The sequence below is a fragment of the Pontibacter qinzhouensis genome (assembly GCF_008017455.1).
Lineage (GTDB): Bacteria > Bacteroidota > Bacteroidia > Cytophagales > Hymenobacteraceae > Pontibacter > Pontibacter qinzhouensis.
The window spans coordinates 44,588-67,993 of the sequence record NZ_VRTY01000003.1 but is presented as its reverse complement, the minus strand read 5'-3'; the positions used below and the strand labels follow the sequence as shown (position 1 = coordinate 67,993).

The 23,406-nt window shown below is 48.0% G+C and carries 28 protein-coding genes; 8 read left to right on the top strand and 20 right to left on the bottom strand.

The genetic code is table 11. From position 1 onward, the window contains the following. Nucleotide 1 precedes the first annotated feature (1 nt). Genes FVR03_RS01395 through FVR03_RS01310 form a run of 19 tightly spaced genes read right to left on the bottom strand, consistent with a single transcriptional unit; the run spans nucleotide 2 to nucleotide 18,754 of the window. Nucleotides 2-2,407: a hypothetical protein gene (locus tag FVR03_RS01395; protein ID WP_147919971.1), complete on the bottom strand. Its 2,406-nt coding sequence runs from the start codon at nucleotides 2,405-2,407 to the stop codon at nucleotides 2-4. Further along, complete coding sequence (locus tag FVR03_RS01390; protein WP_147919970.1) at nucleotides 2,407-2,910, bottom strand: hypothetical protein; 504 nt, start codon at nucleotides 2,908-2,910, stop codon at nucleotides 2,407-2,409. The genes FVR03_RS01395 and FVR03_RS01390 overlap by 1 nt, the downstream gene beginning before the upstream one ends. Further along, entirely contained in the window at nucleotides 2,910-4,559 is a 1,650-nt protein-coding gene (locus tag FVR03_RS01385; protein WP_147919969.1) for a hypothetical protein, read from the bottom strand. The genes FVR03_RS01390 and FVR03_RS01385 overlap by 1 nt, the downstream gene beginning before the upstream one ends. Beyond that, on the bottom strand, nucleotides 4,556-5,338 hold the full coding sequence (locus FVR03_RS01380; protein ID WP_147919968.1) for a hypothetical protein: 783 nt from the start codon (nucleotides 5,336-5,338) through the stop codon (nucleotides 4,556-4,558). The genes FVR03_RS01385 and FVR03_RS01380 overlap by 4 nt, the downstream gene beginning before the upstream one ends. Then, a complete protein-coding gene (locus tag FVR03_RS01375) occupies nucleotides 5,338-8,169 on the bottom strand; it encodes a phage tail protein (RefSeq protein ID WP_147919967.1) in 2,832 nt (943 codons plus the stop codon). Before FVR03_RS01375 ends, FVR03_RS01380 begins: the two co-directional genes overlap by 1 nt. Before the next feature lies 1 nt (nucleotide 8,170). After that, nucleotides 8,171-12,994 (bottom strand): phage tail tape measure protein, encoded by a 4,824-nt coding sequence (locus FVR03_RS01370; protein WP_147919966.1) that lies wholly within the window; start codon nucleotides 12,992-12,994, stop codon nucleotides 8,171-8,173. A 4-nt stretch (nucleotides 12,995-12,998) separates the two neighbouring features. Further along, nucleotides 12,999-13,271: a ubiquitination-like system serine protease family protein gene (locus tag FVR03_RS24700; RefSeq protein WP_147919965.1), complete on the bottom strand. Its 273-nt coding sequence runs from the start codon at nucleotides 13,269-13,271 to the stop codon at nucleotides 12,999-13,001. 4 nt (nucleotides 13,272-13,275) lie between these two features. Beyond that, complete coding sequence (locus tag FVR03_RS01360; RefSeq protein WP_147919964.1) at nucleotides 13,276-13,548, bottom strand: hypothetical protein; 273 nt, start codon at nucleotides 13,546-13,548, stop codon at nucleotides 13,276-13,278. Nucleotides 13,549-13,550: 2 nt separating this feature from the next. After that, nucleotides 13,551-13,724 (bottom strand): hypothetical protein, encoded by a 174-nt coding sequence (locus FVR03_RS24205; RefSeq protein WP_187269999.1) that lies wholly within the window; start codon nucleotides 13,722-13,724, stop codon nucleotides 13,551-13,553. Further along, nucleotides 13,721-14,245, bottom strand: a complete 525-nt coding sequence (locus FVR03_RS01355) for a hypothetical protein (protein WP_147919963.1) — start codon at nucleotides 14,243-14,245, stop codon at nucleotides 13,721-13,723. The genes FVR03_RS24205 and FVR03_RS01355 overlap by 4 nt, the downstream gene beginning before the upstream one ends. 46 nt (nucleotides 14,246-14,291) lie before the next feature. Continuing rightward, on the bottom strand, nucleotides 14,292-14,861 hold the full coding sequence (locus FVR03_RS01350) for a hypothetical protein (RefSeq protein WP_147919962.1): 570 nt from the start codon (nucleotides 14,859-14,861) through the stop codon (nucleotides 14,292-14,294). Nucleotides 14,862-14,864: 3 nt separating this feature from the next. After that, nucleotides 14,865-15,374, bottom strand: coding sequence for a hypothetical protein (locus FVR03_RS01345; protein ID WP_147919961.1), 510 nt, complete (start codon nucleotides 15,372-15,374; stop codon nucleotides 14,865-14,867). Then, complete coding sequence (locus FVR03_RS01340) at nucleotides 15,371-15,805, bottom strand: hypothetical protein (protein ID WP_147919960.1); 435 nt, start codon at nucleotides 15,803-15,805, stop codon at nucleotides 15,371-15,373. Before FVR03_RS01340 ends, FVR03_RS01345 begins: the two co-directional genes overlap by 4 nt. Further along, nucleotides 15,802-16,113, bottom strand: coding sequence for a hypothetical protein (locus tag FVR03_RS01335; RefSeq protein WP_147919959.1), 312 nt, complete (start codon nucleotides 16,111-16,113; stop codon nucleotides 15,802-15,804). The genes FVR03_RS01340 and FVR03_RS01335 overlap by 4 nt, the downstream gene beginning before the upstream one ends. Continuing rightward, complete coding sequence (locus tag FVR03_RS01330; RefSeq protein WP_147919958.1) at nucleotides 16,113-16,433, bottom strand: DUF6706 family protein; 321 nt, start codon at nucleotides 16,431-16,433, stop codon at nucleotides 16,113-16,115. The genes FVR03_RS01335 and FVR03_RS01330 overlap by 1 nt, the downstream gene beginning before the upstream one ends. Continuing rightward, nucleotides 16,433-16,642 carry a hypothetical protein gene (locus tag FVR03_RS01325; RefSeq protein WP_147919957.1) on the bottom strand — a complete coding sequence of 70 codons (210 nt, stop codon included), beginning with the start codon at nucleotides 16,640-16,642 and terminating at the stop codon, nucleotides 16,433-16,435. Before FVR03_RS01325 ends, FVR03_RS01330 begins: the two co-directional genes overlap by 1 nt. A 5-nt stretch (nucleotides 16,643-16,647) precedes the next feature. Further along, nucleotides 16,648-17,736 (bottom strand): major capsid protein, encoded by a 1,089-nt coding sequence (locus tag FVR03_RS01320; protein ID WP_147919956.1) that lies wholly within the window; start codon nucleotides 17,734-17,736, stop codon nucleotides 16,648-16,650. A 2-nt stretch (nucleotides 17,737-17,738) separates the two neighbouring features. Continuing rightward, a complete protein-coding gene (locus tag FVR03_RS01315) occupies nucleotides 17,739-18,137 on the bottom strand; it encodes a hypothetical protein (RefSeq protein WP_147919955.1) in 399 nt (132 codons plus the stop codon). A 14-nt stretch (nucleotides 18,138-18,151) separates the two neighbouring features. Beyond that, nucleotides 18,152-18,754, bottom strand: coding sequence for a hypothetical protein (locus FVR03_RS01310; protein WP_147919954.1), 603 nt, complete (start codon nucleotides 18,752-18,754; stop codon nucleotides 18,152-18,154). A gap of 150 nt (nucleotides 18,755-18,904) precedes the next feature. Between FVR03_RS01310 and FVR03_RS01305 the strand changes: the two genes are divergently transcribed. The 8 genes from FVR03_RS01305 to FVR03_RS01275 all read left to right on the top strand — a co-directional run bounded on the left by FVR03_RS01305 (nucleotide 18,905) and on the right by FVR03_RS01275 (nucleotide 21,832). Continuing rightward, nucleotides 18,905-19,090, top strand: coding sequence for a hypothetical protein (locus FVR03_RS01305; RefSeq protein ID WP_147919953.1), 186 nt, complete (start codon nucleotides 18,905-18,907; stop codon nucleotides 19,088-19,090). 24 nt (nucleotides 19,091-19,114) lie between these two features. Further along, nucleotides 19,115-19,315: a hypothetical protein gene (locus tag FVR03_RS24200; RefSeq protein WP_222707159.1), complete on the top strand. Its 201-nt coding sequence runs from the start codon at nucleotides 19,115-19,117 to the stop codon at nucleotides 19,313-19,315. A gap of 11 nt (nucleotides 19,316-19,326) precedes the next feature. Further along, nucleotides 19,327-19,779: an HAD domain-containing protein gene (locus tag FVR03_RS01300; RefSeq protein ID WP_147919952.1), complete on the top strand. Its 453-nt coding sequence runs from the start codon at nucleotides 19,327-19,329 to the stop codon at nucleotides 19,777-19,779. 38 nt (nucleotides 19,780-19,817) lie between these two features. Then, on the top strand, nucleotides 19,818-20,018 hold the full coding sequence (locus FVR03_RS01295) for a hypothetical protein (RefSeq protein WP_147919951.1): 201 nt from the start codon (nucleotides 19,818-19,820) through the stop codon (nucleotides 20,016-20,018). A 669-nt stretch (nucleotides 20,019-20,687) separates the two neighbouring features. Beyond that, complete coding sequence (locus tag FVR03_RS01290) at nucleotides 20,688-20,987, top strand: hypothetical protein (RefSeq protein WP_147919950.1); 300 nt, start codon at nucleotides 20,688-20,690, stop codon at nucleotides 20,985-20,987. After that, nucleotides 20,957-21,202, top strand: a complete 246-nt coding sequence (locus FVR03_RS01285; protein WP_147919949.1) for a hypothetical protein — start codon at nucleotides 20,957-20,959, stop codon at nucleotides 21,200-21,202. The genes FVR03_RS01290 and FVR03_RS01285 overlap by 31 nt, the downstream gene beginning before the upstream one ends. 4 nt (nucleotides 21,203-21,206) lie before the next feature. Beyond that, nucleotides 21,207-21,509, top strand: a complete 303-nt coding sequence (locus FVR03_RS01280) for a hypothetical protein (protein WP_147919948.1) — start codon at nucleotides 21,207-21,209, stop codon at nucleotides 21,507-21,509. A 23-nt stretch (nucleotides 21,510-21,532) separates the two neighbouring features. After that, nucleotides 21,533-21,832: a hypothetical protein gene (locus FVR03_RS01275; protein WP_147919947.1), complete on the top strand. Its 300-nt coding sequence runs from the start codon at nucleotides 21,533-21,535 to the stop codon at nucleotides 21,830-21,832. A gap of 130 nt (nucleotides 21,833-21,962) precedes the next feature. On the opposite strand, the gene FVR03_RS01270 is transcribed toward FVR03_RS01275, so the two are convergent. Further along, nucleotides 21,963-23,405, bottom strand: coding sequence for a phage portal protein (locus tag FVR03_RS01270; RefSeq protein ID WP_147919946.1), 1,443 nt, complete (start codon nucleotides 23,403-23,405; stop codon nucleotides 21,963-21,965). Nucleotide 23,406: the final 1 nt, after the last annotated feature.

Sequence of the window (23,406 nt, the reverse complement as noted above, 5' to 3'; positions counted from 1 at the left end):
GCTATATCCCCAGGTTTATCTTCGAGCGAATCTTATACACTTTGCCCAGGTTCGATATACAGTAGATGGCCCCCTGGTAGTAATCGGCTGCCGTCACGCTCTCTGTTGCCGTGTCAGGGAAGAAGGTGTTGAGCAAAGCCCCGGTTGGACCATAGACGCGCAGCGGCCCCAGCCAGCGGGCTGTGCCGAGCAGGTGCCCGTTGGGGGTGAAGATCGCCATCAGGTTGGCGTTTGTCGGGCTGCCCAGTGATCCGTAAGGCGTGTCCTCAATGACGTCGCCTGTTGGGTTGTATCGCCGAAAATTGGTGCCTCCTGAAATCTCAACCGAGAAGTAGAAACGTCCGGCATACTGGCTCCCGGCGTAGTTGGTGCCCGACAAGGTGACGGACTTTACAAAGGTAAAATCCGTGTTCCACACCTCCATCTCTGCCCCTGCGCCGAGCAGGTAATACTTGTCGCCGATCTTCTCAGCCCAACCAGTGTGGACCGATCCTATCGTTTGCAGCAAGGCCCCGGCTTTGCTGTACACCTTCACGGGGTTGGTGTTGGCCCCTGACCTGCCCGTGAAGAGCATGTTGTCAATCACGTTGAGCGAGTAGATGCCTCCCTCGCCGGTCGCAAAGCCATCCTCCCAGGTGTTCGTCGCAATATTGAAGTTGCCGATTTTGTCGTCGGTTTCATTGAAGGCATATAGCACACCAGTACTCTTATCTATCCTTGCTACATTGTAGGTTTTCGCCGGTATGGTGGCGATCTGCTGCACGCTCCAATCGCCTGTAAAGTCTGTCTCCCCCTGTGCCGTAGCCCAGCCGGAATCAGTATAGGTCGTGCCGTTACCCACTGCCTTAATTCGGTAGTAGCGTATGCTTTCTGCTGTCAGCCCTGTATGGCTGTAAGTGGTGGCGTTGGCGGCAGGCGAAGCAAGCAAACCCCAGGTGCTGTTATCCGTGCTAACCTCTATGCGATAACTGCTCTCGTTGGCAACATCATTCCAGGCTAAGTTAATTTGCGAATCGCTGACAGTGGTGGCCGTGAAGTTGGTAGGCGTGTTAAGCACAAAAGTACCGGAGTCATTGTTGATCACATTAACACTGACAGATGCAGTTCTTGTGACACCCCCCTCTGTGTAAGAAACATCTACTTGGGTAGTAGCGTTGGCTGTGATGCTGTTTGCCGCTACCGATAAGACATTACCACTCAAAGTACCAGGGCCACTCGCTTTTGTTAAGGTGGCTTGATTAGTTATATTAGCTGTGCTGCCATCTGAATAAGTGGCTGTTACCGTAATCGTTGACCCTTCTTCCCCTTCGTTTATAGTGGTAGGGTTGGCAGTGGCGTTAATGCTAACAAGCGTTACAGGAGGCGGTGTTACTGCTCCTAGTGGCCCCTGAAAGGAGACTGTTGTAAGGTTGCCTAGGTTACAGAAGAATAAGTTGTAGTTCCCTGCTGCCAGTGTAATGGCATTATCAACGACTCCTACGCCTGAAGTCGGATTAGGGAAGGTAAGCACACCTGAACCTGTTGAGGTATAGGCTTGCACGATGGCACTTCCTAATGTGTTATTCTGTCTGGTGAAAGTCTGTGCCCCGGTCAATGCATCCTTTCTGATATGCCCGAAGGGGTTTGAGAAGTTAAGAACGGTTGAAGCTGCTTCTGCTGTTGCGCCTTGCTCTAACTTAACCACCCTCGCTTCCAGCATCGCAAGGTTCTGTATTACCTCGCCTCCTACCGAATTCCAGTGCACCTCTCCTACGTACATCTCTCCTTCTGCTAAGGATGGTGCTGTAGGATTAGGGGAAGGATCGCCGTTAATCCGCACATAGGTACCGTTGGGTTGTGCTATAATATAATCTATGCGCCTGTTCTGTCCTGTTGGCAGCGTGACGTTCTGGAATACTGGTCCGGTTGGATAGGTGATGTTCTGCGAACTGCCACCGTGATTCCCGTTCCAATTAATGACCGCTGCAGGCACATCGGCTATTACAGTCTGCCCTTCTGTGTAGAAAATAGCATACTGCACGATTGAAACGCCAACAGGAGCAGGAGGTACTACAGGGGTGTCTGTAACCTTGCCATCTACATATTCCTTAATACCAGCGGATGTAACTGCGTTAGGGCTTCCTGCTGTAGGAACCGCATCGAACAAGATAGGCTCGAACTCTCCTGTGTCTACCTGGTTTGCACCTGGCAAATCGAATTGAGCAGTAGCTACTAACCAATAGTGTTCTCCGCTTACAAGCTGTGTTACTGCAGGAAACAGAGAGGAGGGCTTATAGGCTATCCATCCGTTACGGGTCTGGCTGGTCTTGTAGATTGCCGATACGTTGGTACGCCAAGGGGCATTGGCTATGGTAACAGCCGTTCCGTTATAGTGAAAGATGGTTATGCCTGGTTGTATGATCGCCATTATGCTAATATGTTAAGAGTGCCATCTATGAATGTCTTATGGTACATGGTGCCATTGTAGGTAATGCCGCAAGGCTGGCTTAGGTACTGCAGCGTGAAATCCACCGCCCCGATGGCTTCACCGCCAGCGAAGAGTTCTAACCTGGCCGGGAATGGATCGCCTGTCGCCTCCAATCCGTTGAAGTGGAACAGCACATCCGGAAGAGAGGTAAGCGTTACGGCCCCTACATTCTCCCCGTTAGCCAGCGTCGTGTCATAAGCCGGGCCTTCCGGCTCCTGCGGTTCCTCTATCACATTTCCCATGTTCTGCAGTATCCAGATAACAGCGGTTTTAAGCGTGTTGAATCCTGGGTGGTTCGGGTTGTACTGGCCGGCCGTGGCTGAAAACTCCAGTTTGTCCACTGCGGTCTTTAGTCCGGTGAAGTTCCCGTCTATCTCATCGTTCGTCAGCCCGTTTCCCTCTCCCGGTGGCCTGCTGCTTCTAAGTGTTATCTCTACTGGCATTATGCTAGAATATTTAAGTCTCCGTCAATGAATGACTTGTGATACATGGTCCCGTTATATGTAATGGCACAAGGTTGGCCGATATATGGTACTGCGTGATCCACGGCTCCTATCTGCGTGGCTCCTGCGAAAATCTCCATCCTTGCAGGGAAAGGATCGCCTCCAGGCATAGGCTCGTTGTAATGGAAGAGCAAACCTGGCAGGGATGTAAGCGTAACAGCCTGCACATTCTGCCCATTGGACAAGGTGGTGTTATAGCTCGGCATTGCTGTGAACTCCGGAGAATTCGCTACAGGAGACTCATTTCTGCCGGTCGCGGCTTTGGTCTTGAACTTCCAGTACCCGAACGGACGGTCCACATCGCCTACATTGATAACTGCCCCGTTGTACTGCGCGTAAGCCCCGTTATTCACGCTTACCAGAATTTCAGTTGCTCCTAATGAATGTGTCGCCTGTAGCGTGTTGGCGCTGTCGTCGGCGTTAATAGTTGGAGCGGCCGGTGTCGTGGTCGGTGCCTGGGCAAATGATATCACCACCTGCCGCGATATAACCAGTCCTGCTGTGTTCGTGAACTCTACGCGGTAGGTGGTCGTTTCTCTTGGGGACACATTGTAAGTGTAGGCCAAATTGTTGAATGTGCCGTAAGGCAGGAAGGTCCCACTAGTGCCCGGACGGTATAAGAATCGCCTGTTGGTGATGCTCGTTTCCCCGTTCGGGGTGATCTCTCCGGAAATATTAATCGTCGGTGTATCTCCTATGTTATAGTTCAGGGTTGAAGGGCTTACAACCATTGTTATATCCCCGTAAGCAAAGCCACCTGCTATGTCTAGCAGTACCTCGTACATGGTCTTGCCTACAACCGGGATGCTCTGGCCGGGGGTATACCTCCCTAAGCCATTTGGCGCTGTAACCGGAATGGCCGGTGTGCCGGTCGGGAAACGATAATCGCCGCCTGTAACTGGTATTTCTGTGCCGTTGAACCGCTCTAACCTGTTGTTCCTCCAGTAAGCGTAAGTCTGTTGCTGCTCATGGATGTACCCCGAACTGATCCCGTTTACACTGCCCTGCTGGGGTGTTTGGTCAATCGTCGGTATCTGGAACAGCAACTCCCAATTGGCTCCGGCCTGTGGCGCCGTGCTGGAGTTATGTGTCTGTCTGGCCTTCCATAATGCTTTTCTGTCCGTACTCAGGGTTATCCATCCCTTTTGGTAGCGTTGTGCCTGCCAAACGCCCATGTAGTAGTTCAGGTCGAGCTTAACCTCTTCGCTTAACTGGAAGAGACTGCCGGCACTGTACGAGATACCGCCGTTCGTCAGATTAGAAATACTCTGCTGCAGGTTATAAGCCCATCCTGAACTGATAGGCCGTGTGCCGTTTTGCACAGGAGTACTATCAACTGTGCCGGTCAGGAAAGGCACTAAGTTAGCATCGCCGTAAGGAGGCAGGAACCAGTACGGAACATTACCCACCAATATCAGAAAGTGTCCGGCCCGTTTCTCTGTCGTGTCGAAATAGGTACGGACCTCTGCTAATGAATTGAAGGGTCGTTCATTCACGCCATCACTCCAGTACGCACGGCCATCCAAAGGCTTACCTACTATGCCGAGACTCTTGTTGTGGACAATATATCTTTGTGCGTTGTAAGTCATTTCGTCAGTTGTATCCTGCTTTGGGTCGTGTCAAACAAAAACTTTCTTCTGGTGAAGTAATAGCGGTGGTCGCCAAACTCATAGTAAGACATCAGTACCTGGTCCGGTATCGGGCCGTAGTTCTGGTCGTTATGCTTCCATCTGGTATAGATATCTGTTCCTTTCTCAGTCCTGATGTACAGATACATCTCATGCGCGGCCTGTGTAAAAGTGAAGGTCGGCTGCTGCCGATCCAGGTTGCCGCTAAACTGGAAATTCAGACTGTTGAAGTCCACATCGAAAACTTCCGCGCTTGGGCTATACCCCCAGGAGAAATAACCTAGGCTTTCATTCCCTCCGCTATCCGGAGCCTCCACTAACATGCTAGGGTTCGGCTCCAGGAAATTAACAGAGAACTTGGCCCCTATTTTATACCCGCCCCTTAGAGGCGTATATCTCCTGAAAGTGCCCGGCGATTCATACTTGATGTAGAACTCCCTTCTAGCTTCTCCTATGTAGAGTTTCTGAACCCCCGGCTGGCTTATCTCCGCAATGAAGGCCCTGTAGTTTGTCCAGAACTCCGCTTCCGTATTAGCCAGAATAGCCAAATACAAAGTAGCATTGCGCGGCTCAAACCTGTTCGGCTCAGAATGATCGATCTCTACCCCGTTTTCATCCCCCCAATCGTAGCGATAGAAAGGCTTGGCCTTCGGGATCTGCAGGAACGTGTCGCTCCCTGACTCCACGATAATGCCGTAAGTCAGATGAAGGTCCTTGTTATTTATGCTGTAGGCTCCCATTATCTGTTCCTCATCCAATAAGTGCCCGAAAAAACGAATCTGTGGTAATAGTTTGCCCCTGGAATAGAGTTAATAACCGCGTTCGTGTCATTCAAAATCTGCTTCCCGTTCCCGTTGATAGTCAGGTTGATATTGGTCGTTCTCCTTATCTCTATCTGCTGCCCTGGCATAGGGTTAGGCGGCAAGTTGATCGTGCCGTTGCTGTTCAGAGAATAGACAATGAAGGCTACCTGATTAGTGGCTGTATAAGAAGAAGTCGTAGGAAACACCATGCCCGAATCATTCCTAATAACCTCATGGTTGAAAACTATAGGCCCTCCGTATAATGTTGCCCCATAAGCTGCGATAGCTATATTGTATCTACCTCCTGATGCTGAAGCTACTACTGAATAATTATCCTGATTAGGGTTATCCCGGTTGTTGGTGAACCGGGCCGCCTGCCGGTATTGGTCCCGAACATTTGCCGGTAAATCAAAATTAGCGTTAGAGCCTATCCGAGCTTCTACCCCATCATTCGATTTCAGAATGATATTCGCCTCGCCGTCGTCGTTGTACAGGCTACCTTCCTCTATATCGAAGTTCCCAATGCTGCCGGTTCTTGCTGTTATTTTGCCTGCTATATCTGCGTTAACAGCGAATATCTGCCCGTTATCCAATACCCGAAACTCTCCGTTTGCGCCTGCTGAAATCCTTACACTCTGCGGCCCGTTATCGCTAACTCCAGAAATATAGGCGTTCACCTGTCCTCCAGAGCCTACCATCACCTTTTCAGCCATGACCGCCTTCTTGATGGTAAGCTGCCCTTCTTTCGTTACCCCGTAATCTATACCGGTGTCACCTGAACCCAGATTGAAAGTACCGTTGTTCAGGTTGAAGTAGTTTACTTTGTCGATACTGCGAACAGTGCCGGTCGTGATCGTGTCGCCAACTATGGTCGTCATGCCCTTTGTCAGGTCGAAGTTTCTATACCCGTCCTTTACAGGGTACACGATACCCAAATTGAAGTACCACACGCCCGGTTCTGACTCCGTGGCTTTGAAATCCTCTGTGATGGACCAGGTGCCGCGTAAGGCTGTGCGCTCCACTCTTGCTGCCAGATAATAGGCTTTCGCCGGGTCGAGTCCGGTTACATACTTTTCTTCTATCTGCCAGATATAGCCTAAGCCCTCAATCTCTATTTCGTAGTGAATCAACCGGCCGGAGCTGATATAGATACTGTTTGGGTCTGCGTTGGCATTGACATTAATCGTAACCCCGTCTAATCCGAAGTTCTGCGACTTGGCCCCAACTGCTAAGTATAAGGTTTCAATGGTGCCAGGCTTTATTCCGGTTACATCGAAGTAATCATCCGGGTCCTTTATTAGGCCCCGTAGCTGCCGTAACTCTGCGGCTGTTCTTCTGGCCCGTTCCGCGTTGATCCGGTCTACAATGATAGTTTCCCGCTTGTTCTCGATGGTATCCACTATTAACCGCTCCTGACGCGTGTAAGGGATATAGTCGGCAATAGTGGCCTGTATTTTATTTCGGTTCAGCAGAGGCCAGCTAACAGCCGTGGTGCGAATCAGCGTGTCAATGCCTAACTTGGGTTCCTGCACGGTTACACGGTCGCCTGGCTGTAGTCTGATGCCTTGCTCCTTGACGTATTTCTCGTCCAGGTTCAGCGTAAACACCATCAGTGGCCGGCTGTTGGTTTCGATGTACTGCTGTGTTTCGGCTAGTATCTCCGCTTCTGCCGACTCCACGTACTCCTGTGGCATGCGGATGTTCACCAGCGTATAAGAATCGCCTGTTTTAGGCAGTTGCCGCCCTCTGGTGTTCGGAATAGGGTAATCTACCTGGTTCTTATCCACGTTCAGCGCAAAGGTGCGCGTGCTGTGGTCGTACCTGCTGATGGTGAACCCGTAACCGGCTAAATCTCCCGTCTTAAACTCTACCGTGGCATCCAATCCTTCCAGAAGATGGTCGTTGATGTTGAACTCTAAGGTAGAATCCGTCACAAAGAACAGGTTGTTACCTACATCCCCGGCCCCGGTAAGCTTGCCGGTTCTTCTTGGGAATATTTCGTCATTCTGATATATCCCTTCCTTCACTCCGTACAGGTCGGTGTTCATTTCCAGGTAGCCCGGAGCGATGCGAATACGGGAAGCTGGTATCTGCGCCGCGTTCAAACGATAATCAGCCGGAATGTTCTTATCTCCACCGAAACCGTACACCCGGGTAACAATGTTGGCATCATTCCGGGAAGTCATGTTGAACGTGTACAATCCTTTGCCCCGGCCCTGTGAGAACACCAGCGAGGTAACCGCCCCGGCTGACTTCACCATGTGAATTACTTTGCCAGTTAGGTAGTACTCCAGTTTGAACTGTTCTGCTACCAGCGTTAAAGCACCTCTGCAGCTTGGCTTGTCTCCGAATTCGATATGCTTCTCGGAAGTCTCCGCTACCTCGCCAATCTCCCAGCCTGAGTCTATCTCGTTGATGTTGTTGACGATCAACTGCAGGTAAAGCCGGGCATCCCCGAAGAAGTCTGTGATAAACTCCCCGTTCTGCATCAGCTTTTTATCATAGAGCCGGTAAGCCAGAGATTCAAACGTGATGCTGTAAACGTGCTTGTGCGCGTGGTACTTAGTATAGGCCGGTACTGTGTTTATATAGAACCTGTTCCCTTCATAGGAAATGTAGTCGCCTAACTGAATATCGAGCACATCTGTTACCTCTACATCGTTGCAGGTAATCTTATGCTCTCCCATCAGTATATGGCTGTAAGTGCAGTTCGCGTTAAGCGGAATGCTGCTTACTACTACATCGCCTCTGAATATCTCTAGCTTCATGTTATTCTGGCTCTACACCCATATCACGGCCGGACTGTCCTGGCTTGGTGTTGTTTGCAATCGTGTTTAAAATGGCTTCTGATCTATGCACGCCCTCGTAAGTGAGCTGAGTATTTTGCGCTATCTGCATGTGATACAAGAGGCTCTGCCGTCCTACGTCGAGTAAATCCCCCATGCTCATATAAGTGCCCTCCTGCACGACCAACATCTGCTTGTTCAGGGTGAAAATGCCCTGGTAGATGCCGGCCAACTTGCCGCCTGTTTCCTCCGTTAAGGAGGCACGGATAGCACCGGATAAGGTGTTCTGGCTGCTCTTGTTATCTCCCTCAGTCAGAGAAACGCCGGAGGCTTCTTCTACCTGCTTGACAATCGCGGAACCGGCTTCTACAATGTCGTTGAAAGCTTTGTTGAAAGCGTCGATCTCTTCTTTGGATAGCTCCCCGTTGCTCAGTGCGTCGGTGCCGAACTGGTCAATCAGTTCGGATAGTGGGCCTTCCAGGTATTTGTATTGGATAGCAGACAGAAGCGCGTTCCGGATAATATCTTCTGCATCACCGGCAAAATCTTCCACTGCCCGTTTCCCTTGCTTGAACCCGTCGATGATGGTATTGCCTATGCCCGATGCTGTTACGCCGCCTGTGAAGATGGCTTTGTACTCTTTCTCCAGGTCTTCCAGAGTTAGCCCGATTTCGTCCAGCTCCTGCTTTAACTCCCTCAGTGCCTCGAAATCTTCTTTGGCCTTGTCCTTTAGTTGGCCTTGGGAGTAGAGCTTTTCTAACTCTTCATAGCTGAATCCCTGCAAACTCTGGTTCTGTTCAACTGCCTTGGTTTTCTTCCCGAATCCCATGAGATAGCCCACCGCTCCGAACAGGAAGGAGCCGCCGTACTTCTCTGTGCCCTGGCCAGCTACAAAGCTTTGTTTCTGCAGGTCGGCTAATACCGCCTCGTATTGTGCGCGTACATCTTTTGCCTGTTGCTTCAGCGCGTTAGATTCTGCCTCGATACCGGCTAAGGTGGTCTTATTCCTCCGGATATTGTCTAGCTCACGCTCACGTAACAAGGCCTGATACTCCATCTCACCGGATAGCATCGCGTCGTAGAACTCATTCACCTGGCGCTGTGCTTCTTTGGCAGTCTCTTTTGTCTGCTTGAATATCTTCACGATACCGGCAATGGCATTAACACCTTGCTGAATGCCGCCTACTATATCACCAGAAGCGAAACTTGCAATAGAACCAGCCGCTGCACCGCTTATACCTACCACCTCAGCTAAACCTCGCAAGGTTTCTGCCATGTTATCATTAACACCTGTCAAGGAATCAGCAAGCACATTAAATTCACCGGCAATGGCATTTGCATAGTTCTGCATTAACTTTCCATTCTTGAAAAGTTTACCTGTTTCGTCTATTGCCTGGCCGAATTGATCTGTAATTTGTCCGACATATTGCTCTGCTGTACTTTGGGCACTTTCAATAATCTTCCTTTCTAAAGGAGATAAATCCGGGTTTTCAAGTGCTTTTTTAAGCTCTTTGATTCTCTCCTTAAGTTCTTTCTTAGAATAAAATGTGACATCGGCCATCATTTCACGATAGAACTTCGTTTGCTCAAACGCCCTGTGTTTGTTTTCCTGAAGGTCCATTTCGCGCTGCTTCGCTAGCATTTCTTCACGCTCTGCGAGTTCAGCCGCATTGCCCTCGCCTGCTAGATTTTTGCGTAAAGTGGCTAAATCCTTCTGATACTGTTCCTCGATGCGCAAACGCTCGGTGTTGGCTGAAGCCGTGGCCTCTATTATCCGTTGGAAATTTTTTACGTTCTCATCAAATGCTTTTCTGTTATCCTCCAATCTTGATTTTTCAATCATAGGCTTCAGCGTGTCCCGTAATTGATTGGCTAAAACAGATGTATCAGATACGTCCGGTACAAGGGATTCCAGGTAAGCGGTGTAGCTCTCAAACTCGGCTATCTCCCCGGCGAAGCGTTCTTTGGCTTTGGTCTGGCCGTACTGCGCTTTGTATTGCTCGAACTGGTCGAAGAGTTGTTTCTGCTCTGCGATAGAAGTTTTAATGGCTTCTACCTCAAACTTGGCGTTTACCCGCTCGATCTCTTTCTTCTCAGACGAATCCAATCCGGAAGCATCTACCTTCAGCCCTTTGTTGCGCGGGTCTTTGTAGAAGGCATCGATCTCTTTCCGCATCTTGGCGTACTTGTCTCGTACTGCCTGTAGCTCCTGGTCCTGCTGGCTTAACTGTTTTCTGTTAGCCTCTGCGTTAAGTGCGTCAATCTTGGCCTGTAGTGCCCGTTGTGCGGCTAATCTTTCTTTTGCGGCTTTCTTTGTAGCTTCAATAGCTGCCAGTTCTTCTTCAGATAGATCAACACCTTTTGTTTCCCGTAGCTTCTTTTCAGATTCAGCAATGCGTTTATCCTGGTTGTTGTATCGTTCGTTGAATAGGCGTAATGCTGCATCATTCTGCTTTTTTGTGTCGTCTAAGATGAACTGATTACTGGATTTTGCTTGCTTCTTGAAGTTGGCGTACAGTTTGTCAATACCAGAAGAATCTGCCTCGGCAAACGGGTTCAGCAGGTCTTTCATGTACTTGCCAAGCTCTGGCCCGGCATCTGAAAGGAACTTGAAGAACTGCTTGAAGTCAGTCGTTAGAATATCGATAGCGGCCCCTAAGTCCCGGAAAGAGTTGGGAATGTCCACCACAAAGAACTTCAAAAACTCACGGATGCTGAAGTTCTCGAACAGTGCTTTGATGCCGGCAAAAGAATCAGCAAATACCAGCGCCTGACCTGCTGTTTGCTCCATGCTTGGGAATAGGTCGTCTAAGTATTGCTTGATAACCCCAAATGCGGCCCCTAGATTGTCTATGACCTCTTTGGCAGCGTTAAGTGAATCAGCGAAAGCATTACCTAGGTAAGCACCTGTTTTGGCTATAATACCCTGCCCGTTCTCGAATGACAATACTAAGTTATCCCAAGACACCCCAATGCGCTTGCCAACGTTCTCTAATTTCTTGTTGGCTGTTTCAAATTCCTTATCGAGGGAACCAGCCGAATCCCGTACAGCCTCTAATGCGTCGGTAAGCTCGCCATAGCCTTTTACAGCAAGGGTTGATATTACAGCTTGATCTCTAACAGCATTGATGCCCAACTTTTCGAGTACCGCCTGAACGCTACCACCGGCTTTGTTTACACCATTAAGCCCAGAGATAAAGTCATTGAATACACCTGCCGCATCGTCTTTGAATGCTTTTTTTAGACCCTCTACTGACTTACCAGTAACCTTAGCAAATAAGTCTAATCCGTTACCGGTGCGGATAGCCTTCTCCATCTGGCCCAAAGTACGGGCAAAAGAAGATCCGACTACCTCCGCTTCAATACCTACAGCCTTTGTTGCGGTGGCATAAGCAAGTACATCTTGCCGGCCAATTTTGTAAAGGCCTGTGGACTGCGCTAATCGTTCGGCATTAGATAATATTTCCTTTTCAGAGGCGGCGAAACTATTGCCAAGGTTTACAATCTCATCACCGAATGCGCTAATATTTTCAACGCCTCCATCAGTTAAAGTTAGAAAACGTGCAATCTCTTTGGCGCCCTCTTCTCCTGAAATGTCTGAGGCAATAGAAAGCTTAGCTAAGGCACCAGAAAAGCCAAGTAAGTTCTTCGTACCCTCTACCCCTAACTGACCGGCTGCGGCCGCAATCTCTAGTATTTCCTTTGAAGAAACTGTTTTCAGATCGTTGGAGAGGCTGATTACCTCATCCCCGAAGGCTTCCATATTATCGATAGAATCCCCGGCTGTTTTCTCAACATTCCGTAAGCCTGCATCGAATTCAATAACTGTTTTCTTGTTGGCAGATATAAGCGCGTACATGCCAGCCAGAGCCGTTATAATCGCACCAACGGGCGTGAGCATAAAAGCTATGGTGGCCTTGCCAAACGCCATCAGAGATGTTCCTAATGCCGCAAATGGGTTAGGTGCTGACGCTAATGCAGATATGGAAGTGCCAAAAGCGGATAGACTTTGGTTAATAAGGGCAAATTGTGGGCTTAGATTGGTTAATGCCTCGCCATAGTTACCTACGTTCCTTTGGTGCAGGCCTAATGAAGCATCTATTCGCTTAACTCCATTGTCTAAGATGCCAGTTTGAGCTGTAAGGGTTTTCGATCGAGCCTCTAGCTGCTTGTAAGCATCACTTGCTTTCTTCCCTTCGCGTTCCAGCCTAAACATTTCAGCCTGCACATCTTTGGCCTCCTTGCGCACGTTGCCTAGTGCAGTGGTGAGCTTGTAGTACTCAGAGGATTCTTTTTCAAGCTGCTTTCGGTTGCGCTCTGCCTGCCGTTCCTGCTCTTTCTGGAGTTTTACCTGCTCTCGGAGGGTCTTTTCAGCCTCCTTCTGCGCTTGTGCGGCGGCACGTTGGGAGTCGGCAATCTTGCGCTGCTCTAAGGTGTATTCCGTCAGGGCTATCTTGCCGGCTTTGTACTGGTTGTTTAGCTCCTGCTCGGATAGTTTAAGCTGGTCGATGGAGGCTTTGGCGGCGGCTGAGGAGGCCCGGCTTTTCTCCAGGTCGTTACGCTGTAGCTGCTGTTCCTCTTTTAACCGTTGGAGGGCTAAGCGGGACTCGGAAAGGGCTTTCTGAATGGCAAGCTGCTCTTTGCGAAAACTGTCATCAGCACCGGCACTAACACCGCTCACGCTGTTTACCTGCTTCTGTACATTGGTAATCAGGTCCAATACCTTCTTGCTGTTGGCCTCGATCTCTGATATGTCGAAACCACCAACAAAATTAAGTCCTCTGTCCCCGTTTACCTTTACTGCCATTTGATTATTCTAATTCTGGAAGTTCTACTGTTTGCCCTGCTAACTCATGGGTGCAGTCGCTTAGAAATTGAATGTTACCATCTTTTACAAAAGAGTGGCATATCTTCACCTCTGGGTGTGGAGGCCTATCCATTCGCACCAACACGCTAGGACTTAAAGTAGGCTTATCAGGATTGCCATTATATGACCACTTCGAATCAATCTTATGGCTACACTTGCAGCCTGGACACTCAAATACATAAGTGCCCGGATCATTTATTATTGGTAGTACTTTCATTAGACTAGTTAAATGAAAACTGTAGGCCGTTCTTTTTCTCTTGGTGCTTATAGGCTTTCCACAAGCGCAGAACGCTCTCAAAATTTGCTAATAGTGTGATAGATAAACCTGATTTCAAGTACACATCTGTTTTGGCATCTTTATTCTTCCAATCAGGCCAAGCATCTTCGTTAAGAGTCTCTATCTGCGATAGCTCAAAGGATAGCTTCACGATGCTTTCAACCTTAGTATCTTCATCCTGTGAAATGCTTTCAAACACCTGTATGTCGTCTATCATAATCATTTCCACAAGTCGTTAGCGTCTATACTGCCTCCTGTGCTACCAGAATCTTTCTCTTTGTCGTCGCTGTCGTAGGTCGGTATGGCGGCCAGGTCGGCAATAAAGTTTGCCCAACTCATAGCCATCACAGCTTCGCGGCTTTCCTTAAAGTATTTCCGGTAAGAACCGATCATACGCCAGGGGCTATCATCTCCCCTGTCTCTTTTAGGCTCGTCTTTGGTTTTAGAACTTCGCCTGTACCTTTCACCAAGACGATAGAATTCAAAAAAGCCTGCATGTGTGTAGAACCCAGAAGCGGGACAATGATACTGGCCAGGTCTAAGGCGTCGGTGTTATCTTCCAACCACTTTAGGAGAGTCTTTTTAGGAGGTTTCCCGTCGTTCTGAATAACTACCGCACAAGCATACATGACATCCTCTAGGTTTGCATTAATCACTGCAAGCGCATTGGCAATGTTATTTGCCGGGTCGTCACTCCCAAGCAGCGCAAATAGTTTCTCATCCCAAAGTATGGAACGCTCCCCCATCAGGTACATGCTTGATACAGTTGTGGGCTTTACCTCAAACAGCCGCTTATCTGGCCTCCTAAACAACTTATCCCAAAAGCTCCGCTTCTTTACTGTAATTGTAACCTCTACTATAGGCTTCTCTGTTACAGTCGCGGCAACCTGACTTAATAGTTGCTTATCTACCATAAATGAACATTAAACCCCTGCTATATTAAAGCAGGGGTATTAGGTGTTATCCGGCTGGTGTGGAATCTATCGTTGCACCTTCAGCAGTTACTTTCTGCATGATGAACTTGGCATCCCTTCCGTCAGCCAGTTTAAAGGCCAGAATGTCGGCAACCGCTGCGATCTGTACCAGACCATCCTTTGTGAAAGGGTTCTCTAAGGTAGAGCTTACAGAGGTGTTCGGGTAAGTAATCACTTTCTTAGCACCGTTGGCCGGGCGTGTCGTGATGCGGATAGCGAGTGAGGCCTGCTTACGGTCTGCCATAACGGTAGTCGTAGAGGTGGCCGCGTCGTAGTCCACGTCGAACAGGTCGGCAAAGTTCTGCTGTGAGAACTCCAGCAAGGCGAAGTTGAACGTGTCCGGGTCGCCAGGTGTCTTTGCCGTGAAAATCGGAACGGTCTTATCTTCCGGGATAAATGGGGTGCTGGTATCTTCGTTGTTCACGTAAGAAACAGAGCCTTCGGCAAGGTTTTCTACCCATCTCCAGTCACCAGAAGCCGGGGCGTTGGCGATGTCGTCGTATGCCGGGGCAAATTCTAGTTTCTCGATGCCGTATATGATGTCGTTAGCAGCCATGATTTAGATGTTTTGATAATTATTTTGAAATGAATAATACATTACTCTGATGTTCAAGTACCACCCTGCACCGTCCTGGTAAGGCTGGCCGGGTTGGTATATTTCTGTATGAAAGTCGTATTGCCAGTTCGTTTCGAGAATGCCCGTTACGATCTTCCCTATCTCCAGCATCTTAGCCAGGTCCGGCATAGTCGAATCCTGCTTCCCTCCTATGACGTTCACCTGGTTTGGAACATGTATATTGACGTTAACAACTCCCTGCTGTAGCTGTTGATTCGTAAGGGCCAGGCTGTTCACTACAATATCTACCGTGTCGGAGTTTGCCGGTCGTTGGTGCTGCCAGATACGGCCGTTGATCTTGCCCTCTGTCACTGACGTAGTGGCTCCTAAAGCATAATCCTGTGAAGAATACCCCTCTAAGAAGTAGAAGCCCTCCTGTATGGTGCCTCCGGTCAGCTCTGGCACATCCAGAAGCTTTGCCACGTCGATCACCATTTCTAACCCGCTTTTCATGCTGCTAGTAGCTCTGCCAGGTCCTGTTCCATGTACAAGGAAGAACCCGTGATTACATCGTAGCCCTTGCTTTCCACCGCTGCGGCGTACTCCATGCCTGCCACACAGATTAAGACAATGCCTGCCGGATAATTACCGGCCAGCTCCCTCGCATAAGCAAGCCCTTTCTCAGCTCCTGCGTCACCTGTACCTACTACCTCGAATGATTCGGCTAACTCTACCCCGTCTTTCAACAGAATGTAGCCGATGGAAGATCGTAGGTTAAAAGTGATGTTGCCGAAGCTGCCCTGGCTTTTGGTCTTTAGCTTTGCTCTTTCCTGCCAGGCATTGCCAGCGTCCGTAAAAGCCTGTATGACGTGCAGTTCGTATTCTCGCACCTGCTCGGCAATGTACTTGCGAACGGCTGAAAGATTGAAGTCTGCTTTTATCATACTTTTAAGCTTATGTTTAGCTGTCCTGCCGGCCGTGAATGAACAATGCCCTTGAACACGTTGGTAATCTCTACCGGTGTGCCTGGTGCCGGAACGATGGACCCTAACGGCATGTAAATGGTGCCTCGTTGTTGGTGCATCTGATTGTCCACCCCTTCAAACTCGCTAGTCTCGCGCGTGTCTTCATACCTGCAGGGCTGCTCTACCATATTACCAGGTAAGCCCGGTATCAGGTGCCCGTTGGCATTTTTGGTACTGTCGGTGCCAGGGGTGTAGAATCGGAGCTTATGCGGATACTGAAGAACCATTACCACATGTAAGTAGGGTTCGCGTTGATCGTCGGCTTTGTGTGGTCTGGTACGCCATGACTGGCAAGAATGGCACTCCTGATACTCAGAAGGACGCTCTTCTCGCTGATGGATACCTGATAACCACCCTCCCGTATGTCAGCAGAAGTAATGAGCGTTAGAATCAAGGCAGCAGCGCAAAGGTCCACAGACTTTCTATTTGCGATGGTGTATTCTCCTTCAGGAGACAAACCCGCATCTATCAAGGCTTTGGTGTAGGCTGTTTCCCGTAAAGGATAATTAGCGCCTACCACGCTCTGTACTGCTTCTAAATTCGTCATTACTCTTTGATCCTGCGTTCTACAAGGCCTCTCTTCACCAGGTCGTTAAGCCTGTCTTCTCCGAAGCGGTTTACACTTTGGCCTACCTCGTAAACCTTTGTGCTGTCGCTCTTATCCTTGAACCTTCCGGAAACGATGTAATCATATTGAACCTCGGTTGATTCGTTAGCTACTTTAGCCTCAGAATCTTCTTTCTTTGACTTAGCCATGATGCTTAACCTGCTGGAGTGTCAGTAGTAGTGTCGAATGTGTAGATTGCCTCTACGCCTGAGATAACAGGGACAACGCGAGCCTGTGCGTTGATGAATTCGGCCAGTGATGGACGGTTCACGCGGAATTGGCTTGCCAGGATGAAACCGTCTGCCGTAGTGTAAGTAACACCTTCTACCGGGCGGGTCATTTCAGCGAGTCTAGCCCATACATAAGCGCCTAACTGGTTTGTGGTAACTGCTACCATTGTTCCGGCTTTCCAAGGCTTAACAGGCGTGTTAATGCCGTTTCTCTGGAGCCTAATGCTACGGTCAACCGCTACAAACTGGAATCCGAAACGACGCTGCATTACCTGGTTTACCTGGTCACTGTCCAGAACCGGGACATTGCCACCTGTGAAGCCAGAGAGGAAAGCAAAGTATTGCTTCACCTGATTGCTCTTAGCAATGTTGGCCAGGGTGGTAGGATCGGTGTAAATGGTAGTGATGCGGTTGCCATCCAAAGAAGCCTTATCAAGCATTACTTTGATCTGGTCCATCGGTAATGAATCCGGATCATCGAATGAAGTCGTTGCTTCAAACTTGTTAGCAGCCAGATAGCCGTAATCCATGCGTATGCCGGTGCCTACGTTGTTAACGTCAGTGGCAACGGTTACACCAGTTGAAAGACCTTCCAGGAACATGAACTCCAGACGCTCATAAATACCAGTGATAGCATTTGGCAGGTCTTGGAACAGGTAGCGAACAATCGCCGCTTCCGGTGTGTTCATGGCAATCATGGTGTCAATCTCCGTGAGCTGTGTTTCGTTTAGCTGAAACTCCATACCCATCTTAGCGATTTCACCAGTGGCAGAGCCTAAAGAGCCACGCTTTTTCAGGGGCAAAGGTGAATCCATTGCCACGATGTCAGCCGCTACCAGGTTGTTGTTCATGGAAAGAGACTTCCAGGTGCCGGAAACAGAGAACTCAGGCCGTAACAACTGCCGGTGTAGATAGGTTAGCGGGTTGGTGGTGTCATTGACACGGGCCACCTGTGCAAGTACTAATGCTGCAAAGTACTTGTTAACCCATTGTATGTATGCCGATGTTGTCATTGTTAGTCTGCTCTAAAAGTGATATATAAGCCCTCTGTTGCATCTATGGCTGTTTTCATAGCTGAAGTAACCGGGTAAGGGCCAGCCACGTCATTCACAGTACCATTGGTCATAATACCCGCGAAAGGCTTAGACTTCAGGACAGTGTTGATTAGCACACCTGCGTAAGTGTGTCCTGCCGGTAGGGATGCGTAAGCAGAGCCTGAAATAGGCATAGGCTTGTACTCCCCGTTGGAGGTTTGCTTGATGATGAGGTGCCCGGCCTGGATAACTTCGGGCGTAAATCCCGTTACATCTAAGGTACGGCCGCCTCTAACTGCATCCAGGTTGCGAACGATAACGATTGAGTCGTTGCCTGTGTCAACCTGGTTTGGTTCGTTAGTTAAATCAGCTATTGCCATTGTTAAATTTTAGTTTAAAGTCCTACTGCCTCTATTTCGGCTTTGGAGGCTACTTTGCCGGTTGGCGAACCAGAGCCGGAAGGTGGCGTGTCATTGCCGAAGTTTTGCAGCTTCATTTCCTGTGCAAACTCTTTGTAATCTGTTGTGGTGGCCTCTATCCAGCTATCAACTTCATCTTCTGAGGTTGGGAGCGGTCGGCCTTTCAGGTAAGATTTAGGAACCGTTTTAAGACGCTCGTCAGAGAGTACCTTTTGCTGAACCGTTTGCGCTTGCTTCTCGGCTTTCAGGGTTTGTACTTCCTGCATCAGGGCTTTGGCCCATGCTGGCGTGTCGTCTGTTTTTGGTGGTTCCGGTGCAGGGACTGTAGGAGGCGTATCAGGGTCTTTCTTGGTGGTATCCCCTTTAGCTTTGGTTGCGGCCTCTGTGGCTCTGCGGTCTGCTTCTGAACTTGCCTCTATTAGAATGTCCTCACGATCTTCGATGTAAGCATCAATGTTTTCGTCAGTGTCAATCTTTTCGGCCCATTTAGTAGCGATGTTCTCTTTGAAGTTCTTAGAAAGGCTTTTGCCCTTGAGTCTTGCCTCAATTGCTGCCAATACTTTAGCCCTATCTGCCATTATGAACGGATGTGTAAGTTTACATATATTTTAACAGAAAGATATAACATTGGTTGCAAACATAGGGCGTAGTATACTAAAATTTGCATTTTACGTATAATTTAGCTATTCTTGTATTACAAGGTGTTACACTAGTCAAAGGATATAATTATGGAAAGAAATGAAGGCTCAGAGCCAATGGTAGTTTATCCGCTGCGTGTGCGGGTAGATCAGAAAGATGATTTAGATTATCTAGAAACGCTGGGCTATAAGCCTGCTCAACTTATCAGGATAGGTATTGATAGGGAAATCGAGAAGGCAAAGGCCAAAGAGGAACTGTATAAAAAAGCCTCCTAACTTGGAATAACACACCTACGGACTATGTTATTTATACACCTAAAAAGTGAGAAAATGAGCATGAAGAAGCGTATCGGTATACTCTTAATAATCATCATATACCTAGTGCCTGCTGCTTTTGCTTTTTATGCAGGTGTTACTTTACCTGTAATAGTCATTACCTATGTTGTTGCAGCTGTTTTTATGGCAATATTGGCTTTTGCAGCGTGGTTAATTGGTAGTTAAAAAGCGATAAAATGAAGGTTATTTTCTTAGATATAGACGGAGTACTTAACACAACCTCGCATTTGGAGCTTCTAAGAAAGAAGGCTATTAAGTGCCGGGATGAGTTCGGGCACCTGTTCTGTCCTGATGCTGTGGAGAACCTGGAATATCTTTCGCATGTATCCGGTGCAAAAGTGGTGATTAGCTCCACTTGGAGGGCAAGCGGTTTGAAGGTGATTAAAGACCTGTTCAAGTACCGCATGATTGAAGTAGACATTCTTTCTGTTACTCCCTTCCTGAACACTCCCAGAGGCGAAGAAATAGCGGCTTGGTTATCAGAGAATGATTATGTAACTAACTATGTAATTATTGATGATGATGCGGATATGACACCGGAGCAGGCACCGTTCTTTGTGCAGACCGGAGTAAAGAAAGGGCTTACAAGAGAGCTTGCCAATAAAGCCCTCACTATTCTAAATTCCTAACGGCTCTGTAAGGGCTATTACATTCTAAAAACAAGAAGATGATAGAAAAGATAATAGATATCGCCTTCAGTGGCTTCTGGAATTTTATAGGCATGACTGTTCTGTTGAATGGTTTTGCCTACTTCGTAGTTAATGCACTGCTAAGGATGTGGACTAGGTTAATGCGCTGCATCATGGTGTTGCGCAAAGGTTGGCCACCTGCTCATTTAGATGCAGATGGTGATTGGAAAAACAGTTAAACCAATAAAGGATGAAGCGCGCCAAAAGAGTATATTTAACTAACAAGTCTGGACAGAAGATAGGCTTGAACTCTAAACTAAGAAGGTATGAGTTAAAGCTTATCAAAGAGGCGAATTTATTCCTTGAAAATTTATCTAATCCAAGTGTTTGCGTTCAAGTTGAGTTCTCTCCTAATGTTGGCAAGAGTTATACTAAAGAAGAACTAGCCAAGATTGTCGTGTTTCCCCAATAGAACAGTTAAACCAATAGATAAGATGGCAGAAATTGATTCAAACTATGCCTGCACCTTTGTTGGATGTATTATAGGCTATTTAATAGGGTTTGTGTACGGGAAATATAACGAACGCTTTAAATGGAATGACTTAATAAGAAAAGGTATATTACCTAAACCAAAGAAAAGATGAAACAAGCAACCACTATTTTAAAAGGGCTAACAATGTTCCTTTTGCCGTTTATCTATATTGCTACATGCATCATACTCCTGCTGACTATTCGACAGGTAACAGATAGCCTTTGGATGCTGGCTTTTGCTTACCTAGTGGCTGGCTTGGTTATATTATTGTGCCTTTCTTTCCCCTGTTGGATTGCTTGGGAGGTTTGGAAGCCGTACAAAACTAGGAATGATTAATTTCCCCAATAGAGAAACAACCCCAATAATTGTAAGAAAGATGAAACGTGACATTCTGTTCAAGATCACGAACCCCGGCAAAGTCAGCATAAACACCGTTACTCTATTGGCAAAGTCTGATGAAATGGCAATAGTAGAAGCTGACCTGAATATAAAAGGCTGCGAGTTTCTTTTCGATGAGAACACGGAATCCGGCTTAGAGATAACCATTATGCACCCTGACGAAACAGGTGCTACTACCTTTCTGTTGCCTGAATTGAAAGGCTATACCGTTTACCTAGCTGCTACTGGAAGATACACATTAAGAATATGCCTGACTTCACTTTCCCTGAGTTCATGATCTCCGACGGGCCGCTCTGGTTTACGGTCCACTGCCGGTTTCAGCCTAACGATGCGCTTATAGCTATCATAGAGGCTATTCCCGGGGTAGAATGGGTAAGCATCAACGGTAAGTACGCTTTGAACATAGCCCACGGCAAGATGTTCCCTGCTGATGAGATGAAGCAGGAGGTGGCAAGTAGGATATTAGAGTTTATTGGAGAACCTAAACAGTAAAACTATGATAGGATCATTCACATTACAGATAGGCGTTAAAAGACTAGGGCAACCTTGGGAGAATATACGCTTCATTGATTACGAGACAGCAGATAGCCTAGAAGGCATTGTTGATCTTCTGTGTGAGGCTATGTGCTGGGAAGAAAGCGACAAATGGCCGGAAAGCAACAGAGAGTTTTTTACTAAGTTCTACTCCGACCCTGACAATTCAAAAGGCAACAACATCTTCCTCTTTACAGAATGGCCAAAGGATTCAGAGCATGATTCTAAAGCATCCGGTATCCGGGTACGAGTCGTAAGAAATTAATGCAAATTGTAAAGAATATAAAAATGGAAGATACCGACCAAATACAGAAAAATCTACAGGAGGCTTATTATCAAGGTTATAATGATGCTGTAAATCATGCCCAAATTCAGGACAAAATATTGAAACCTGAAACAAGAAGCCTCTTTGTTAGCTATAACGTCTACTCAGAAAGGTTAGCTAAAAACCACATTCTGAATACTGTCCTCAAAGAAACTAAGGCACCTGGTACGATTGAGGAAATCCATACAATAGAAAGGCAGCTAGAGACTCTGCATGTATCATTTCAGGCAAAAGTTTCAATTATCAACTTTATACAGCTATAACAGGAATGCAAAAAGCCCCCGATTACTCAGGAGGCTTTCACTTTATCCTTACTATTAGTACGGAATTGGTTTGCTCAATGCAAATTTAGCAAATTTATTCACTGATGCAATAACATACACCACAATATGTTTAATCGTCCAGTTCTTCTTTTGGCGGTCCCGGCGGCGTGTTCCCTATCACATTAGCCTGTGCCTCTTTAGCCTCCTTCCGGATGCGTTCTATCATCTCATCCGGGTAATCAGAAGTACCGGCCATCTCAATACTTCCTTGTTGATCTATTACCGGCTTGCCTCCGTTGGCTTTTAAGGCCAGTTCTATCCGCTCTGCTGCATCATCTATTCTGAATAGGCTGAATACCGGCTCTGCCTCTACATTGTCCTGTATGCCCAGGATGTCGCTGTACACGGCCAGTAGAAAGTTCATACACCTTTGTACCCCACGGCCAAACTCCCCATCCTGCATATCCCTTGCGGCCATGTGTGGGGAAATAAGCATCCGGTCCATTGCTGCGGCTGAAAGATCGCCTAAGCCTTTCATGGACTCCGCATCGAGCTTTGCAGAACGGGTAAGGGTGAAGATGTTCATGTCCAGCATGTCGAACTCCAGCTTACGGGCAGCGGTGTAATCGCCTGGGGAAAGGATTTTAGCGTCTGCATCGGCAGAACCTTCCATTACCTTTCCTGCAACGCCTTTGGCTGGCATGTTAAGAGCGGTGCCCTTCAGAAACATAATAGGGTCCCCGAAGTACTGGTTGTTGTCGAAGAAGTCAGACTGATTGAACTCCCTGGCTCTTATCAAATCCTTCACGTCGTCGCATTCTGGCAACTCCTGCCGCCAATAGATAACCGGTATCTTACCGTAGGGCAGTTCTTCTATAATACCTATCTCGTTGCCTTCTTCGTCCTTGCCTACCTTTGTGAAGTATTCCTCCATGCCTTTCTCGCCCTTTTTGAAGCGGCGAAGGGTTTCGGCTGTGTAGAGGTCGAAGTACTCCACATCGTCCACTTTATAGCCTCTACCGAAGGCAATCATGTCGTTGTACTTGTCGAACACCGGGTAAAGGTCGTCGCCAGTGCTTGGGCTTACGATCCTGTTCCTGAACTTCACCTTGCCTGGGGACTTCTCATCAACCTTGCCGTACCAGATCAAGGCCACCTCCGTTTCGGCCATCATCTTAATGGCTATCTCTTTGAGCTGATACTGCATCTTTGCCTTGCGCCAGGTCTGAAGGGCCGCTTCAAACACGGGAGATTCGGGCACATCTGACTTGAACGTAATCTTATTCCCTACTGCAAAGGATGCTCTTTGGTGGATAATGTACTTCTGCAGGGGAATGGCAATCTTGGCCGGTTCGGTGCTTTCCTTCTTCACAATGGGCGTTACACCGTCCTCTTCAAACTTATCGGTGGGGGTAAGCTTTAGCTTGTTGGGCCTATGGGTGGCACTTTTAACGTCGTGCAGGTTCGGGTCGTACTGCTTTTTGCCCTCTTCGTACTTATTTTCTTTCTTAGTGGCTGTTACTGCCTCAATGAGCTTATCGGCCTTTAGGCTGGCCAGTTCTTCTAATGTCATA

Bases quoted from the DNA above. Each gene is read 5' to 3' on its own strand.
- FVR03_RS01395 (WP_147919971.1), bottom strand. From the start codon at position 2,407: ATGGCGATCATACAACCAGGCATAACCATCTTTCACTATAACGGAACG.
- FVR03_RS01390 (WP_147919970.1), bottom strand. From the start codon at position 2,910: ATGCCAGTAGAGATAACACTTAGAAGCAGCAGGCCACCGGGAGAGGGA.
- FVR03_RS01385 (WP_147919969.1), bottom strand. From the start codon at position 4,559: ATGACTTACAACGCACAAAGATATATTGTCCACAACAAGAGTCTCGGC.
- FVR03_RS01380 (WP_147919968.1), bottom strand. From the start codon at position 5,338: ATGGGAGCCTACAGCATAAATAACAAGGACCTTCATCTGACTTACGGC.
- FVR03_RS01375 (WP_147919967.1), bottom strand. From the start codon at position 8,169: ATGAAGCTAGAGATATTCAGAGGCGATGTAGTAGTAAGCAGCATTCCG.
- FVR03_RS01370 (WP_147919966.1), bottom strand. From the start codon at position 12,994: ATGGCAGTAAAGGTAAACGGGGACAGAGGACTTAATTTTGTTGGTGGT.
- FVR03_RS24700 (WP_147919965.1), bottom strand. From the start codon at position 13,271: ATGAAAGTACTACCAATAATAAATGATCCGGGCACTTATGTATTTGAG.
- FVR03_RS01360 (WP_147919964.1), bottom strand. From the start codon at position 13,548: ATGATAGACGACATACAGGTGTTTGAAAGCATTTCACAGGATGAAGAT.
- FVR03_RS24205 (WP_187269999.1), bottom strand. From the start codon at position 13,724: ATGATCGGTTCTTACCGGAAATACTTTAAGGAAAGCCGCGAAGCTGTG.
- FVR03_RS01355 (WP_147919963.1), bottom strand. From the start codon at position 14,245: ATGGTAGATAAGCAACTATTAAGTCAGGTTGCCGCGACTGTAACAGAG.
- FVR03_RS01350 (WP_147919962.1), bottom strand. From the start codon at position 14,861: ATGGCTGCTAACGACATCATATACGGCATCGAGAAACTAGAATTTGCC.
- FVR03_RS01345 (WP_147919961.1), bottom strand. From the start codon at position 15,374: ATGAAAAGCGGGTTAGAAATGGTGATCGACGTGGCAAAGCTTCTGGAT.
- FVR03_RS01340 (WP_147919960.1), bottom strand. From the start codon at position 15,805: ATGATAAAAGCAGACTTCAATCTTTCAGCCGTTCGCAAGTACATTGCC.
- FVR03_RS01335 (WP_147919959.1), bottom strand. From the start codon at position 16,113: ATGGTTCTTCAGTATCCGCATAAGCTCCGATTCTACACCCCTGGCACC.
- FVR03_RS01330 (WP_147919958.1), bottom strand. From the start codon at position 16,433: ATGACGAATTTAGAAGCAGTACAGAGCGTGGTAGGCGCTAATTATCCT.
- FVR03_RS01325 (WP_147919957.1), bottom strand. From the start codon at position 16,642: ATGGCTAAGTCAAAGAAAGAAGATTCTGAGGCTAAAGTAGCTAACGAA.
- FVR03_RS01320 (WP_147919956.1), bottom strand. From the start codon at position 17,736: ATGACAACATCGGCATACATACAATGGGTTAACAAGTACTTTGCAGCA.
- FVR03_RS01315 (WP_147919955.1), bottom strand. From the start codon at position 18,137: ATGGCAATAGCTGATTTAACTAACGAACCAAACCAGGTTGACACAGGC.
- FVR03_RS01310 (WP_147919954.1), bottom strand. From the start codon at position 18,754: ATGGCAGATAGGGCTAAAGTATTGGCAGCAATTGAGGCAAGACTCAAG.
- FVR03_RS01305 (WP_147919953.1), top strand. From the start codon at position 18,905: ATGGAAAGAAATGAAGGCTCAGAGCCAATGGTAGTTTATCCGCTGCGT.
- FVR03_RS24200 (WP_222707159.1), top strand. From the start codon at position 19,115: ATGTTATTTATACACCTAAAAAGTGAGAAAATGAGCATGAAGAAGCGT.
- FVR03_RS01300 (WP_147919952.1), top strand. From the start codon at position 19,327: ATGAAGGTTATTTTCTTAGATATAGACGGAGTACTTAACACAACCTCG.
- FVR03_RS01295 (WP_147919951.1), top strand. From the start codon at position 19,818: ATGATAGAAAAGATAATAGATATCGCCTTCAGTGGCTTCTGGAATTTT.
- FVR03_RS01290 (WP_147919950.1), top strand. From the start codon at position 20,688: ATGAAACGTGACATTCTGTTCAAGATCACGAACCCCGGCAAAGTCAGC.
- FVR03_RS01285 (WP_147919949.1), top strand. From the start codon at position 20,957: ATGCCTGACTTCACTTTCCCTGAGTTCATGATCTCCGACGGGCCGCTC.
- FVR03_RS01280 (WP_147919948.1), top strand. From the start codon at position 21,207: ATGATAGGATCATTCACATTACAGATAGGCGTTAAAAGACTAGGGCAA.
- FVR03_RS01275 (WP_147919947.1), top strand. From the start codon at position 21,533: ATGGAAGATACCGACCAAATACAGAAAAATCTACAGGAGGCTTATTAT.
- FVR03_RS01270 (WP_147919946.1), bottom strand. From the start codon at position 23,405: ATGACATTAGAAGAACTGGCCAGCCTAAAGGCCGATAAGCTCATTGAG.